The sequence below is a fragment of the Azoarcus sp. CIB genome, from assembly GCF_001190925.1.
In the GTDB taxonomy this organism is placed as follows: domain Bacteria; phylum Pseudomonadota; class Gammaproteobacteria; order Burkholderiales; family Rhodocyclaceae; genus Aromatoleum.
Genome location: NZ_CP011072.1, coordinates 2,037,115 through 2,052,091, shown reverse-complemented (window position 1 = coordinate 2,052,091; position 14,977 = coordinate 2,037,115). Strand labels below are relative to the sequence as shown.

General features: G+C 63.1%; 14 protein-coding genes. 11 read left to right on the top strand and 3 right to left on the bottom strand.

Annotated features, from left to right (window positions below; all coding sequences use genetic code 11):
• Positions 1-6: 6 nt before the first annotated feature.
• The 4 genes from AzCIB_RS09060 to AzCIB_RS09050 all read left to right on the top strand — a co-directional run bounded on the left by AzCIB_RS09060 (position 7) and on the right by AzCIB_RS09050 (position 4,194).
• Positions 7-369: a glycosyltransferase family protein gene (locus tag AzCIB_RS09060; RefSeq protein ID WP_198149650.1), complete on the top strand. Its 363-nt coding sequence runs from the start codon at positions 7-9 to the stop codon at positions 367-369.
• Between the two features lie 5 nt (positions 370-374).
• Positions 375-851, top strand: coding sequence for a glycosyltransferase (locus AzCIB_RS23730; RefSeq protein ID WP_232299432.1), 477 nt, complete (start codon positions 375-377; stop codon positions 849-851).
• Positions 852-900: 49 nt separating this feature from the next.
• On the top strand, positions 901-2,181 hold the full coding sequence (locus AzCIB_RS09055; protein ID WP_050415592.1) for a nucleotide sugar dehydrogenase: 1,281 nt from the start codon (positions 901-903) through the stop codon (positions 2,179-2,181).
• Positions 2,182-2,295: 114 nt separating this feature from the next.
• Positions 2,296-4,194, top strand: a complete 1,899-nt coding sequence (locus tag AzCIB_RS09050; protein ID WP_050415591.1) for a SurA N-terminal domain-containing protein — start codon at positions 2,296-2,298, stop codon at positions 4,192-4,194.
• A gap of 131 nt (positions 4,195-4,325) precedes the next feature.
• Here the strand turns inward: AzCIB_RS09050 and AzCIB_RS09045 are convergent, their stop codons facing one another.
• The gene (locus tag AzCIB_RS09045) at positions 4,326-5,117 is read right to left on the bottom strand and encodes an enoyl-ACP reductase FabI (protein ID WP_050415590.1); all 792 of its coding nucleotides are present in this window, start codon (positions 5,115-5,117) and stop codon (positions 4,326-4,328) included.
• Positions 5,118-5,245: 128 nt separating this feature from the next.
• On the opposite strand from AzCIB_RS09045, the gene AzCIB_RS09040 reads away from it, so the two are divergent.
• The 4 genes from AzCIB_RS09040 to AzCIB_RS09025 all read left to right on the top strand — a co-directional run bounded on the left by AzCIB_RS09040 (position 5,246) and on the right by AzCIB_RS09025 (position 11,455).
• A complete protein-coding gene (locus tag AzCIB_RS09040; protein ID WP_050415589.1) occupies positions 5,246-7,417 on the top strand; it encodes an ABC transporter substrate-binding protein in 2,172 nt (723 codons plus the stop codon).
• Complete coding sequence (locus tag AzCIB_RS09035) at positions 7,417-8,394, top strand: ABC transporter permease (RefSeq protein ID WP_050415588.1); 978 nt, start codon at positions 7,417-7,419, stop codon at positions 8,392-8,394. The genes AzCIB_RS09040 and AzCIB_RS09035 overlap by 1 nt, the downstream gene beginning before the upstream one ends.
• Positions 8,395-8,397: 3 nt before the next feature.
• The gene (locus tag AzCIB_RS09030) at positions 8,398-9,813 is read left to right on the top strand and encodes an ABC transporter permease (protein ID WP_050415587.1); all 1,416 of its coding nucleotides are present in this window, start codon (positions 8,398-8,400) and stop codon (positions 9,811-9,813) included.
• 82 nt (positions 9,814-9,895) lie between these two features.
• On the top strand, positions 9,896-11,455 hold the full coding sequence (locus AzCIB_RS09025; protein ID WP_050415586.1) for a protein adenylyltransferase SelO: 1,560 nt from the start codon (positions 9,896-9,898) through the stop codon (positions 11,453-11,455).
• Between the two features lie 12 nt (positions 11,456-11,467).
• Here the strand turns inward: AzCIB_RS09025 and smpB are convergent, their stop codons facing one another.
• The gene (smpB, locus tag AzCIB_RS09020) at positions 11,468-11,914 is read right to left on the bottom strand and encodes an SsrA-binding protein SmpB (RefSeq protein ID WP_050415585.1); all 447 of its coding nucleotides are present in this window, start codon (positions 11,912-11,914) and stop codon (positions 11,468-11,470) included.
• Between the two features lie 114 nt (positions 11,915-12,028).
• On the opposite strand from smpB, the gene AzCIB_RS09015 reads away from it, so the two are divergent.
• A complete protein-coding gene (locus tag AzCIB_RS09015) occupies positions 12,029-12,466 on the top strand; it encodes a type II toxin-antitoxin system RatA family toxin (RefSeq protein ID WP_050415584.1) in 438 nt (145 codons plus the stop codon).
• A 2-nt stretch (positions 12,467-12,468) separates the two neighbouring features.
• Complete coding sequence (locus tag AzCIB_RS09010; RefSeq protein WP_050415583.1) at positions 12,469-12,789, top strand: RnfH family protein; 321 nt, start codon at positions 12,469-12,471, stop codon at positions 12,787-12,789.
• A gap of 39 nt (positions 12,790-12,828) precedes the next feature.
• Here the strand turns inward: AzCIB_RS09010 and AzCIB_RS09005 are convergent, their stop codons facing one another.
• Positions 12,829-13,377: a DUF4124 domain-containing protein gene (locus AzCIB_RS09005; RefSeq protein WP_050415582.1), complete on the bottom strand. Its 549-nt coding sequence runs from the start codon at positions 13,375-13,377 to the stop codon at positions 12,829-12,831.
• Positions 13,378-13,460: 83 nt separating this feature from the next.
• Here AzCIB_RS09005 and guaB point away from each other — a divergent pair, with 83 nt between their 5' ends.
• Positions 13,461-14,921, top strand: coding sequence for an IMP dehydrogenase (guaB, locus tag AzCIB_RS09000; protein ID WP_050415581.1), 1,461 nt, complete (start codon positions 13,461-13,463; stop codon positions 14,919-14,921).
• Positions 14,922-14,977: the final 56 nt, after the last annotated feature.

Sequence of the window (14,977 nt, the reverse complement as noted above, 5' to 3'; positions counted from 1 at the left end):
TGCGACGTGGCTTTCGTCACAGTGCAGGAAAGTTACCGCGATCAGGTCCCCAATGAGCGTTTCTACTCCATCACTGACGCAACGCGGTGGAGCCGCTGGGATCTTCTGAAGATGGTTTTTCAGGTTTGTCTTATCGTCGTCCGAGAGCGACCGGATGTGGTCATTTCAACAGGGGCAGCTCCTGGAGTGGTGGCTCTTCGCATCGGGAAATGGCTCGGCGCGAAGACGGTCTGGCTGGACAGTATTGCAAATGTGGAACAGGTGTCCCTTTCCGGCCTAAGGGTCAGGGGGTTCGCAGACCTTTGGCTTACGCAGTGGGAGCACTTGGCGAAAAATGAAGGGCCGCGTTACGAAGGGGGCGTGCTTTGATATTCGTGACGGTTGGCTCGCAGATGCCATTCGATCGCTTGGTTGGCGCGATGGACGAATGGGCTGAAACGCGAGCCGTGAGTGTCGAAATTGTGGCCCAAGTTGGCATTACGTCATTGAAGCCCCGATTTATGAAGTACGAAGCAGCAGTTGCTCCTGCTCGTTTTAGTGAGCTGGTCGAAGCGTCGAATCTGATCGTTGCGCATGCTGGAATGGGTTCGGTTTTGACTGCACTACAGGCGGCAAAGCCGATTGTATTGATGCCGCGCTTGGGTAGCCTTCAGGAAACGCGAAACGACCATCAGGTCGCTACAGCCAAGTGGCTGAAGAATCGGCCGGGAGTTTTCGTAGCAATGGATGCTCGTGAATTGCCAGGGGCCATCGAGCGCGCGCTTGGGGTTCGTGATTCTGGTGTGCCTATTTCTGATATTGCCTCCGCGAAGCTGCTCACTGCGTTGCGTGGATTTATCCACGAGCGGTAGATCAGGCGCAGAGTTTTCGATCTAGTTTTTATTTCTTTGAGCTAACAATATGACTACCATCGCCGTCATTGGTCTCGGTTACGTAGGTCTTCCGCTTGTCATCGAATTTGGAAAGCGCGTTCGGACGATCGGTTTCGATATTTCGGTTCCCAAGGTGGAGTCGTGCAATCGGGGCATTGACCCGTCGCGGGAGTTACCAGATTCCGAGTTGGCTGCTGCGAAATATGCGGAGTACACCGCCGACCCTGCGCGTTTGCAGGAGGCTGATATCGTTGTCGTTGCGGTACCGACGCCGGTGGACAACGCGCATATTCCGGACTTCGGGCCGCTCGTTGGTGCAAGTCGCACGGTGGGGCAGAACCTGAAGCGTGGCGCGGTGGTGGTGTACGAATCGACGGTTTATCCGGGGGCGACGGAAGAGGTGTGTGTGCCGGTTCTCGAACGCGAGTCCGGCTTTAAGTGGAAGGAAGATTTCTTCGTCGGGTACTCACCGGAGCGGATCAATCCGGGTGATCGCGAGCACACGCTGTCGAAAATCGTGAAGGTGGTATCGGGTGATACGCCGGAGACCCTCGGCAAGGTGGCGGCGCTCTACGAAATGATCGTGGAGCCGGGAGTGCATCGCACGTCGAGCATCAAGGCCGCGGAGGCGAGCAAGGTCATCGAGAATACGCAACGCGACCTCAACATTGCGCTGATGAACGAGTTGGCGATCATTTTCGAGAAGGTCGGCATTGATACCTCCGAGGTGCTGCAAGCTGCGGGAACAAAGTGGAATTTCCTGCGGTTTTCCCCGGGGCTGGTGGGGGGACACTGCATCGGGGTGGACCCGTACTATCTGACGCACAAGGCCGAGATGCTGGGTTACCACCCGGAGGTCATTCTGGCGGGACGCCGCATCAACGACGGGATGGGCAAGTACATTGCCGAGCAGACCGTCAAGAACATGATCGCGGCGGGGAGCTACGTCAAAGGCGCGAGGGTGAATATTCTCGGCCTGACGTTCAAGGAAAACTGCGCCGATATTCGCAACTCGAAGGTGGCGGACGTCATCAACGAGCTGAAGAGCTATGGGGTCGAGGTCTTTGCGTACGATCCCTGGGCTGATGCCGACGAGGTGATGCACGAGTACGGCGTGACGCTCTCGACGTGGGATGACTTGCCGCGCGCGGATGCGATCGTGGCGGCAGTGGCGCACCGCGAGATCGTCGGACTTGCGCTCGAGGATATTCAACGCAAGGTGGTGAAGGCGGGCGTGTTCGTCGATGTAAAGAGCAGTTTCAACCCGAATGTGCTTCGCGAAGCGGGACTACGCGTGTGGCGGCTTTGATCGAGGGGTGCCCGTGACGTTTGGCCTCGCGTGCCGTGCAATGCGATAATCCTACGCCTATGTCCGCGGCGCAGGCCGCCTTGCCATCCTCTAGGGATTTCACGGAACTCAACGATGCTGGAATCAGTTCGCAATAACAAACGTGTGGCGCAGATCATCCTTGCGCTGCTGATCGTCCCCTTCGCTTTCTTCGGGCTGGATTCGTATTTCCAGGAAGGGCCCGCCGGGACGGACGTCGCCACGGTCGGCAAGTCGAAGATTTCAACCGCAGAGTTCGATCAGGCCTTGCGCGAGCAGCAGGACCGGCTGCGGGAGTCGATGGGGGGCGAGGTCGATCGGGCATTGCTCGATTCGGAGCCGATCCGTCGTTCGGTGGTGGAGAACCTGGTGAACCAGCGTCTGCTGGCGCTGCATGCGGCCGACAGTCGGCTCATCGTGACGCCGCAGCAGTTGCAGCAGGTGATCGCGGGAGTGGATGCGTTCCAGCAGGATGGGCGCTTTTCGATCGAGCGTTACGAGGCGGCGGTGCGCGCTCAGGGGATGACTCCCGCCATGTTCGAGTCTCGTCTCGCGCAGGACCTGCGGATGCAGCAGGTGGCGCAGGCAGTCGGCGATTCGGCGTTCGCTTCGCGTGAGTCAATCAGGCGCTTTCTGACGGCGCAGCTTGAGGAACGGAAGATCAGTGAACTGCAGTTTCCCGCGAACCGGTTTGTCGGGGAGGTGAAGCTGGCCGACGACGCGGCGAAGCAGTACTACGATGCGAACGGAGCTCGTTTCGAGCGGCCGGCCCGGTTGCGTGCGGAGTATGTGGTCTTCAACCAGGATGCGGTGCTCGGTCAGGTGAGCGTGTCGGACGAGGCTGCCCGCAAGTTCTACGAAGCCAATGCGGAACGTTTCAGCCAGCCTGAAGAACGCGGTGCACGGCATATCCTGATCTCCGCCGCGGCTGATGCGTCTGCCGATGCAGTGACGAAGGCGAACGAAAAGGCAGCCGGGATCCTGAAGCAGCTGCGCGCCGATCCGAAGCGGTTCGCGGAACTGGCTACGGCGGAGTCGCAAGATCCAGGTTCGGCGTCGCGTGGGGGCGACCTCGGATTCTTCGGCCGGGGTGCGATGGTGAAGCCGTTCGAGGATGCCGTGTTCGGCCTCGGCAAGGGACAGATCAGCGAAGTCGTGCGTTCGGATTTCGGTTTCCACATCATCGAGGTCACCGACATCAAGCCGGCTCACGCCCGGCCGTTCGATGAGGTGAAGGGCGAGATCGTCGAAGAACTCAAGCGTCTGGAAGCAAGCAAGAAATTCGCGGAGCAGGCCGAGGTGTTCTCGAACACCGTGTATGAGCAGTCGGACAGCCTGAAACCGGTGACGGACACGCTGAAGCTCCAGATTCGCACGACCGACTGGATCGAGCGGGTTGGCGGTGCGGTGGGCGACTACACGAACGAGAAACTGCTGAATGCCTTGTTCTCGGACGAGGCGGTGACGAAACAGCGTAACGTCGAGGCCGTCGAAGTGTCGCGTGGAACGCTGGTGTCCGCCCGCGTCGTGGAGCATCAGGCTGCACAACGGACGCCGTTCGAGCAGGTAAAGGGCGCTATCGAACAGCTGCTCAAGACGGAGCAGGCGGCGAAGCTCGCAGCCGAACGCGGGGAGGCTGCACTCGTGTCGCTGCAGAAGGGCGAATCGGTGTCGGGCGAGTGGAGCGCGGTGCGCACCGTGCAGCGGGCGAAGCCGGAACTGCCGGAGGCCGCGATTTCTGCGGTGTTCGGCGCACCGGGCGCGAAGCTGCCGGCCTATGTCGGGTCACCGATGCAGGGGGGCGGATATTCGGTCTACCGCATCGAGAGCGTGAATCGCATCGAAATCGCGAAGGACGATCAACGTCTCAAGGCGCTGGAAGGGCAGTACCAGCGTCTGGTTGCGGAGCGCGATTTCAACGCCTTCCTGACGTCGCTCCGCGGACGTTACGCCGTGAACATCAATACGGCTGCCGTCAGGCCGCAACAGCAGTAAGCGATCCACAAGGGCACGCCGAAGCGCGGCCCTTGCCTCAGGTACAAACAAGAACGCCCGATGCATGAGCATCGGGCGTTCTTGTTTTGACTAACGGCCGCGCAACGCACGGCCCACCGTGAGGCTTGGCGTCAGGGCTGTTCCGAGTTGCCGAGCGCGGTGGTGTTGAAGCCGCCGTCAACGTACATGATCTCGCCGGTGACGCCGCTTGCGAGATCCGAACAGAGGAAGGCCGCGGCGTTGCCGACTTCCTCGATGGTGACGTTGCGACGTAGCGGGGCGTTGTGCTCGTTGAACGACAGCAGCTTGCTGAAGTTGCCGATGCCCGATGCCGCCAGCGTCTTGATCGGGCCGGCGGAGACCGCGTTAACACGGGTGCCTTCCGGACCGAGGCAGACGGCGAGATAGCGCACCGCGCTCTCGAGGCTTGCCTTGGCCATGCCCATGATGTTGTAGTTGGGCATCGTGCGCACGGCGCCGAGGTAGGACATCGTCAGGAGCGCGCCCCTGCGGCCCTTCATCATCGGGCGTGCTGCCTTGGCGAGCAGCGGGAAGCTGCCGGCACTGATTTCCTGGGAGATACGGAACGCTTCGCGTGAGAAGCCTTCGAGGAAGTCGCCTTCCAGGGCGTCACCCGGGGCAAAGGCGATCGAATGGACGAGGCCGTCGAGGCCATCCCATTTCTGCGACAACTGGTCGAACAGCGAGGTGATTTCCTCGTCGTTCTGCACGTCGCACGCGAAGATGAGGTCCGAATCGAATTCGGCAGCCATTTTGGCTACGCGGTCCTGGAAGCGTTCGTTCTGGTACGTGAAGGCGAGTTCCGCACCTTCACGGTGCATGGCTTTGGCGATGCCGTACGAAATCGAGCGATTGCTGAGCAGTCCGGTGATCAGAATGCGTTTTCCGGCGAGAAAGCCCATTTTCGGTAATGCTCCGTCTTGATGGTCGGCGGATTATAGCCGATGGGCGCCGATGGTCGACGTGCGCAACCACGATCATATCGCTTCGGGGCGCGAAGCGTGCCGGCTTGCAGGTAGAATCGGCTGCCATGTTGCGCCGTTTCCCGCTCCTGCTGGTGTTTTGCGCCTTCCTCGCTGCCTGCGGGCCGGTGTGGAACGACCCCTACCCGGCGTCGGAGCAGGGGCGCAATATCATGTACTCGGCATTCACGGATCGCCCGAAGCACCTAGACCCGGTGCAGTCGTACAGCGAGGATGAGGCCACCTTCCTGTACCAGATCTATGAGCCGCCGCTTCAGTATCACTACCTGAAGCGGCCGTACACGCTGGCTCCGGGCAGCGCGGCGGCAATGCCGGTGGTGCGGCGCTATGACAAAGCAGGGCGCGAACTGCCGGACAGCGCCCCGGCGTCGCAGGTTGCGAAGAGCGTCTATGAGATCCGCATCCGGCCGGGAATCCTTTACCAGCCGCACCCGGCGCTCGCCCGGCGGGCGGACGGCACGCTGCGCTATGCGGCCTTGTCGGCGGCCGACCTCGAGGACGTGCGCGGCCTTACCGATTTTGCCGAAACGGGCACGCGCGAGCTGGAAGCCGGTGATTTCGTTCATCAGATCAAGCGGCTCGCGCATCCGCGACTGCACTCGCCGATTTTCGAGCTGATCGCCGAGTACCTGCCAGGCCTCAAGAATTTGCAGAAAGTGCTTGCCGAGGAGGCTTCCCGGACATCCGGCGCACTTGATCTGGAACGTCATGCCGTTCCGGGCATCGAGATCGTTGATCGCTACACGTATCGGATCACGCTGAAGGGGGCTTATCCGCAGTTTCTGTATTGGTTGTCGATGCCATTTTTCGCTCCGGTCCCGCCGGAGGCCGATCGCTTCTATAGCCAGCCGGGCATGGTCGAGCGCAACCTGACGCTGGACTGGTGGCCGATCGGGACGGGCCCGTACATGCTGTCGGAGAACAATCCGAATGCACGCATGGTGCTCGCGCGGAATCCCAATTTCCGCGGCGAGAGCTTCCCGTGCGAAGGCGAGCCGGACGATCGGGAGGCGGGCCTGCTTGTTGACTGTGGCAAGACGATGCCCTTTATCGACAAGATAGTGTTCACGCGCGAGCGCGAGGGCATTCCGTACTGGAACAAGTTCCTGCAGGGCTATTACGACGCTTCCGGCGTTTCGTCGGACAACTTCGATCAGGCTGTGTCGATGACGAGTCAGGGCGAGGTGTCACTTTCGGATGACATGCGCGATCGGGGGATCCAGCTACTGACCTCGGTGTCACCGTCCATCTTCTACCTCGGCTTCAACATGCTCGACAGCGTCGTCGGTGGCGGAGCCGGTGCCGAGGGACAGGCGCGGGCGCGCAAACTGCGACAAGCGATCTCGGTCGCGCTGGACATGGACGAGTTCGTGTCGATATTCCTGAACGGGCGCGGGGTGACGGCGATGCATCCGATTCCGCCGGGCATATTCGGCGCGCGTGAAGGTGAGGCCGGGATCAATCCGGTGGTGTACGAATGGCGCGACGGCCATGCCATGCGGCGCAGCAAGGACGTGGCGCGCCGCCTGCTGGCCGAGGCGGGGTACCCGGACGGGCGCGATGCGAAGACCGGGGAGCCCCTGATCCTCAACCTCGACACGACGCCCGGCGGCCTGGGCGACAAGGCGCGTTCCGACTGGCTGGCTAAGCAATTCCGCGAGCTCGGGGTGCAGTTCGTGGTGCGCGCGACCGACTACAACCGCTTCCAGGACAAGATCCGCGAGGGCAACGCGCAATTGTTCTTCTTCGGCTGGAATGCCGACTATCCGGATCCGGAAAACATGCTCTTCCTGCTGCACGGCGCCCAGGCGAAGGTGAAGGATTCGGGCCAGAACGCGGCCAACTACGTGAACGTGGAGTACGACCGACTGTTCGAGAAGATGAAGAGCATGCCCGATGGTCCCGAGCGGCAGGCGGTCATCGATCGCATGGTCGCGATCCTGCAGCACGACGCGCCGTGGATTTTCGGCTTCCATCCGAAGGCGTATTCGCTGCAACACGGCTGGGTGCTCAATCGCAAGACCGGGAGCATGGTGCGCAACACGCTGAAGTACCAGCGCATCGACATCGAGCGGCGCGACGCCGCGCGGGCGCAATGGAATCGGCCGATCGTGTGGCCGCTGATACTGCTGGGTGCGCTCGCGGCGGCCGCGATTGCACCGGCGTTCATCCATTACCGGCGGCGCGAGCGCGCGACGGCATTGGGAGGCGGCCGCTGATGTTCGCGTACGTGCTGCGCCGGTTGCTGTATGCGCTGCCCATCCTGATCGGCGTCAATCTCGTGACCTTCGGGCTGTTCTTTGTCGTCAATTCGCCCGACGACATGGCGCGCATGCAGCTCGGCGTGAAGCGAGTGACGCCCGAAGCGATCGAGCGCTGGAAGGTCGAGCGCGGTTACGATCGGCCGCTGTTCTTCAATGCCGGTGCGCAGGGGAGTGGACAGGTCACGGAGACGATCTTCTTCCAGAAGTCCCTGCGGATGTTCACGTTTGAGTTCGGGCGCGCCGATGACGGACGCGACATCGCGCAGGAGATGCGCGACCGCATGGGACCCTCGCTTGCCCTGGCGTTGCCGACCTTCGTCCTGGGCCTGTTCGCATCCGTCACGTTCGCGCTGATCCTGGTGTTCTTCCGTGCGAGCTACCTGGATTTCTGGGGCGTCGTGCTGTGCGTGGCGATGATGTCGATCTCGAGCCTCTTCTACATCATCGGCGGGCAGTGGCTGGTCTCCAAGCTGTGGGCGCTGGTGCCGATTTCGGGTTATGCGCCGGGTCTCGACGCGTCGCGCTTCCTCGTACTGCCGGTGGTGATCAGCGTGATCGCCGGGGTGGGTTCCAATGCGCGATGGTACCGGACGATCTTCCTCGAGGAGATCTCGCGCGATTACGTGCGAACCGCGCGCGCGAAGGGGCTCTCCGAGCGAGTCGTGCTGTTCCGGCACGTGCTGAAGAACGCGATGATCCCGATCCTGACCGGTGTCGTCGTGGTCATTCCGCTGCTTTTCATGGGCAGCCTGCTGGTCGAGTCGTTCTTCGGCATCCCCGGCCTGGGCAGTTACACGATCGACGCCATCAACGCGCAGGACTTCGCCGTCGTGCGGGCGATGGTGTTCATCGGTTCGGTGCTATACATCGTCGGCCTGATCCTGACCGACATTTCCTATACGCTGGTCGATCCGCGCGTGAGGCTGGAGTAGGCGATGGGATTCCTGCCCGTTCTGCTGTGGACCGATGTGCTGTTCTTCCTGCTGCTTGCGATCGGCGTCGCAACGGTCGTCCATGTCCGCAGGGAGGCCCCGCTGCGTGCCGCCTGGGGCAGGGTGGGCGGCCGCGCCAGCGGCATGGCTTCGGCGGTGATCCTGCTCGCTTTCCTCGCCATCGGCATCGTCGACAGCCTCCATTTCCGGCCGCTGCTGCCAGTTGCCAACGGCGCGGCGGAGAATGCGCCGGTCGCCCACTCGTCCGAGGTGCTGAGCGCACTGGATGTCCTGCTCGCCCCCCTGCGTACGCGTGTCGAGAAGACCTATTCGGCGCCCTTCGCGACGGAGTTGTATGCACGCGAGACGGTCGAACTTCCCGGGGGAGGGCAGGCGCGCATCTACCCGCGGCTCGCGTGGGCCGGGGCTCACCTGGGTGAGGCGACCGACGAGCGCGATGACGATGTCGCGCGACGGATCGCGACCGGCGTTGCCGGCGCGATGGAAGTCTGGATCGCCGTCACGGCAATCCTCGTCGTCATGCTGGCGCGCAGGCGCGGGAAAGGGATGGGGGAGGCCGCTCGCGCCCTGTGGCGCGGCGAGACGGATCTGGCGTGGCGGGCTGCGCTCGTCACCTTCGCCTGCGTGCTCGTGGTGACGATTCTGGCGATCAAGCTTGCGCCGTACTACCACGTCTTCGGTACCGACAAGGTCGGACAGGACGTGCTTTACCTGTCGCTCAAGAGCGTGCGCACCGCGCTGATCATCGGGACGCTGACGACGCTCGTGATGCTGCCGTTCGCTGTCGCGCTGGGCATCATGGCGGGGTATCTCGGAGGCTGGGTCGACGACGTGATCCAGTACGTCTATACGGTCCTCAATGCCATTCCCGGTGTGCTGCTGATCGCCGCGGCGGTGCTGATGATGCAGGTGGTGATCGACACCCATCCGCAGTGGTTCTCGACCGCAGCCGAGCGTGCCGACGCGCGGCTCCTGGCCTTGTGCCTGATCCTCGGCATAACGAGCTGGACCGGGCTGTGCCGTCTGCTGCGCGGCGAGACGCTGAAGCTGCGCGAACTGGAATACGTGCAGGCAGCCCGCGCCTTCGGGGTAGGCACCTCCGCCATCCTGCGGCGTCATGTCTTGCCCAACGTGATGCACATCGTGCTGATCGCGCTGGTCATGGACTTTTCCGGTCTGGTGCTGGCCGAGGCGGTACTTTCCTATGTGGGCATCGGCGTCGATCCGACTACGATCAGCTTCGGCACGATGATCAATATGGCGCGAGCCGAACTCGCACGCGAGCCCGCGGTGTGGTGGTCGCTGATGGCCGCCTTCGCCTTCATGTTCGTGCTCGTGCTGTCGGCGAACCTGTTCGCCGACGTCGTGCGCGACGCCTTCGATCCGCGCCGCTCCTGAGCGCAGCGGACGGCGTCCGCGAACCAAGCGCGGCCACTGCCGTCTCATACGGGCAGCCCCCAACCCCAAGCATCACTACATAATGAAAATCCTCAATTTCGACAACCGCTTCGTGCGCGATCTGCCGGGCGACCCGGAAGAGTCTCCGCATGTCCGCCAGGTGCATGGCGCCTGCTACTCGCGCGTGATGCCGAAGCCGGTCGCGGCCCCTCGCCTGATCGCCTGGTCTCCCGAAGTCGCACGGCTGGTCGGCTTCGACGAGGCCGATGTCCGCTCGCCGGAGTTCGCGCAGGTCTTTGGCGGCAATGCGCTGCTGGCCGGGATGGAGCCTTACGCCGCATGCTATGGCGGGCACCAGTTCGGCAACTGGGCGGGGCAACTCGGCGACGGACGGGCGATCACGCTCGGCGAAGCCATCAATCCGCGCGGCGAGCGATGGGAGCTCCAGCTGAAGGGAGCCGGACCGACGCCGTACTCGCGCCGGGCGGACGGCCGCGCGGTGCTGCGTTCGTCGATCCGCGAGTTCCTGTGCAGCGAGGCCATGCATCACCTCGGTGTCCCGACGACGCGCGCCCTGAGCATCGTCGCCACGGGCGAGACGGTCGTCCGCGACATGTTCTACGACGGGCGGCCACGGGCGGAACCGGGCGCGGTCGTGTGCCGCGTGGCCCCGTCGTTCATCCGTTTCGGCAACTTCGAGATCTTCACCGCGCGCGGCGACCAGGACGTCCTGGAACGGCTGATCGACTTCACGATCGCGCGCGATTTTCCCGAGATCACCGGCGACACGTCGGCGCGGCGGGTCGCTTGGTTCCATGCGGTGTGCGAACGCACGGCACGGCTCGTCGCCCACTGGATGCGTGTGGGGTTCGTGCATGGCGTGATGAACACCGACAACATGTCGATCCTCGGGCTGACGATCGACTACGGTCCCTACGGCTGGATCGACAACTTCGATCCCGGATGGACGCCGAACACGACCGACGCGCAGGGGCGCCGCTATCGCTTCGGCAACCAGCCGCATATCGCGCAGTGGAACCTGCTCCAGCTGGCGAACGCGCTGTTTCCCGCCTTCGGTGACGTCGAACCGCTGCAGGACGGCCTGTCACGCTATGCAGCCGTGTACGAGGCCGAAAGCCGCGGCATGCTTGCCGCAAAGCTCGGCCTCGAAGAGCTGCGAGAAGAGGACGATGAACTCGTCGAAGCCTTGCACGAGCTCATGACCGAAGCGGAGGTCGACATGACGATCCTGTTCCGCGAACTCTCCCGCGTCGACGTGGAGGCGCCGTCACTCGCGCCGCTGCGCGGGGCCTTCTATGCGGAAGACAAGTTCCACGCGCATGAGGCGGCATTCGCAGAGTGGCTGGGGCGCTATGCCGCGCGGGTTCGCGCGGACGGATCGCCATCAGATCTGCGACGGGCACGCATGAACGCGGTCAATCCGCGCTACGTGCTGCGCAACTACCTCGCGCAGGAGGCGATCGACGCGGCGGAGCAGGGCGACGATTCGCTCGTGATCGAACTGCTGGACGTGATGCGCCGTCCGTACGACGAGCAGCCCGGCCGCGAACGTTTCGCAGCGCGCCGCCCCGACTGGGCGCGCAACCGTGCAGGGTGCTCGATGTTGTCGTGCAGTTCGTAGGGCAGGTTCGCGTCAGACCTTGGTCTTCATCAAGCGCGCCTTGTCGCGTTCCCAGTCGCGCTCCTTCGCATCTTCGCGCTTGTCGTACTGCTTCTTGCCTTTCGCGAGACCGATCAGCGCCTTGATGCGGCCCTTGGTGTAGTGAAGGTCGAGCGGCACGAGCGCATAGCCGGCGCGTTCGACCTTGCCGATGAGCTTGGAAATCTCGTTGCCATGGAGAAGGAGCTTGCGCGTGCGCACGGGGTCCGGCTGGATGTGCGATGAAGCCGCGGCCAGGGCCGTGATGTGCATGCCGAGGATGAAGATTTCCGCGTTGCGGATGACCACGTAGGCTTCCTTGATGTTCGCGCGGCCGGCCCGAATCGCCTTGACCTCCCAGCCCTCGAGCACGAGCCCGGCTTCGTACTTCTCCTCGATGAAGTAGTCGTGGTACGCCTTGCGGTTGTCGATGATGCTCATGCGGGTTCTGGATCCTGTGCCTCGCGGCGGGTCCGCGGGAAGCGGTCGTTGGCGGTGCGTTGCGGTAGAATTGCGCATTTTAGCAGGTCGGCAAAGCGCCGGTCCCACACGCACATGGCTGAAGTCAGGAAGCAGGTTCTGATCGAGTTCACCCCCACGCAGATGTTCGAGCTCGTCGACCGCTGCGAGGACTATCCGCAATTCCTCCCGTGGTGCGGAGGAGCGGAAGTGCAGGAGCGCACGGATAACAAGACGGTTGCGACGCTGCACATCAGCTATCACGGCATCAAGGCGAATTTCACGACCGAGAACGCGAAGGTATTTCCGGGCGAGATGAAGATCGGCCTCCGCGAAGGCCCCTTCACACATCTCGACGGCCTGTGGCGATTCACCGCCCTCGGCGATACCGCGTGCAAGGTCGAGTTCAACCTGCATTACCAGTTTTCGAGCAAGCTGCTCGAAAAGGTGCTCGGTCCGGTGTTCAGCCACATTGCGAACACTTTCGTGGAATCGTTCATCAAACGCGCGCAGCAGGTGTACCCGAAGGGATGACAATGGCCGCATTCATCGACGTGGAAGTCTCCTACGCATTGCCGTCGAAGCAGGAGCTGATCAAGGTCCGGGTGGCCGAAGGTGCGACGGTGCGCGATGCGATCGAAGCGTCCGGAGTGCTCGTGAAGCACCCCGATATCGAGATCGACGGCCGCAACAAGGTCGGGGTTTTCGCCAAGCTGACGCGTCTCGATACCGAGCTGCGCGACCGCGACCGGGTGGAGATTTACCGGCCGCTCATTGCCGATCCCAAGGCGGTGCGGAAGAAGCGTGCCGAGGAAGGCAAGGTGATGAAGAAGGGTGGCGGTCCGGCCGAAGAATGAGGGCCGTGCGCCTGCGCCGGATGAATCCGGCAGCGGCGCTTACTTGCAGTTCTGGTCGATGTTGCGCTGCGTGCGATCGATCTCGGCCGTGCGTTCGGCATCGTCCATCAGTTCGCGCTGCCCTTCGCTGTTGAAACGCGTGATTCGGCGGCTATTCTTCAGTCCTGCGATCTGGCTGCGCGCCTGGTCGCAGTAGCGTGCGAGTTCGGCCGCCTTTTGGCGTTCCTTTTCGGCCTTGGCTTCGGCCTCGGCGGCGGCCACTTTGCGCTGGCGGAATTCGGTTTCCTTCTCCGCCATCGTCTTCGGCTTGGACGGATCGGCCTTTTCCCCCGCCGGCTTGCCGGTTTCGCCCGCAGCAGCGTCGGTCGCGGGGCTCTGCGACGCCGCCTCGGCCGATTGATCCGGTGCGACGTCATCGGCCACCGGCGCCTTGGGCCGGCTCGCGGGCTTGACGGTCTTCGCCGCTCCGGCAGGAGGGGGCGAGTCCGAATAGTTGATCCGTCCCTGCGCGTCGCGCCATTGATACACCTGTGCTGCAGCGGGCAGTGCAAGGGTCAGGCTCAGGACGAGCAGGCTAAGGCGACGCATCGGACGGACTCCATTGAAAAGCGCCGCTTACCATGATTCCGCGGCATCTGTATAATACGGATTTGGCCGAAAGGATAGAAGCCATGCGAGTGATTCAGAAGGCGCTGACGTTCGATGACGTCCTTCTCATCCCCGCCCACTCAGCAGTTCTCCCTCGCGATGTCAGCCTGCGGGCACAGCTGACTCGCAACATCCGCCTCAATATTCCGCTGGTATCCGCCGCAATGGATACGGTGACGGAATCCCGCCTGGCGATCGCGCTGGCGCAGGAAGGCGGCATCGGCATCATCCACAAGAACCTTCCCGTCAAGCAGCAGGCGGGCATGGTCGCAAAGGTGAAGCGCTTCGAATCGGGCGTCCTGAAGGACCCGATCATCATTCCGCCGACGATGAGCGTCCGCGAGGTGGTGGCGCTGACGCGCCTGCACAAGTTCTCGGGCCTGCCTGTTGTCGAGGGCAAGCGTGTCGTCGGTATCGTGACGAACCGTGACGTTCGCTTCGAGACGAATCTCGATCAGCCGGTTTCCGCGATCATGACGCCGTTCGATCGTCTGGTTACGGTCAAGGAAGGCGACAGCCTCGAGGAAGCACGCCGCCTGATGCACAAGCACCGCCTGGAGCGCGTGCTGGTGCTGAACGACGCACGCGAGCTGCGCGGGCTGATCACCGTGAAGGACATGATGAAGTCCACCGAGCATCCGCTGGCCGCCAAGGACGACTTGGGCCGGCTGCGCGTCGGTGCGGCACTCGGCGTGGGTGCCGGCACGGAAGAACGTGCCGAGGCGCTGGTCGAGGCAGGTGTGGATGTTGTCGTCGTCGATACGGCGCACGGCCACTCGCAAGGCGTGCTCGACCGCGTGAGCTGGGTGAAGAAGAACTTCCCGCATGTCGAAGTGATCGGCGGGAACATCGCCACCGGTGCGGCGGCGCGCGCGCTGGTCGATGCCGGTGCGGATGCCGTGAAGGTCGGTATCGGGCCGGGTTCGATCTGCACGACGCGCATTGTCGCCGGCGTCGGTGTGCCGCAGGTGACGGCGATCGACAACGTCGCGACGGCCCTCGCAGGCACGGGCGTCCCGCTGATCGCCGACGGCGGCATCCGTTTCTCGGGCGACATTTCCAAGGCGATCGCAGCCGGCGCAAACGTCGTGATGCTGGGCGGCCTGTTTGCCGGCACCGAAGAAGCCCCGGGCGAAACGGTGCTGTACCAGGGCCGTTCGTACAAGTCATACCGCGGCATGGGCTCGCTCGGTGCGATGCAGCAGGGCGCGGCGGACCGTTATTTCCAGGAATCGGACGGCAATGCCGACAAGCTCGTTCCCGAAGGCATCGAGGGTCGCGTGCCGTACAAGGGGGCGGTCACGGCGGTGATCCACCAGCTCGTGGGCGGTCTGCGTGCTTCCATGGGTTACCTCGGATGCGCGACGATCGACGAGATGCATCGCAAGGCGGAGTTCGTCGAAATCACTTCGGCGGGCGTGCGCGAATCGCACGTGCATGACGTACAGATCACCAAGGAAGCGCCCAACTACCACGTGGATTGATCCGATCCCGACACAGAAGGCGGCCCGCTCGGGCCGCCTTTCCTTTTTCGTAGCCC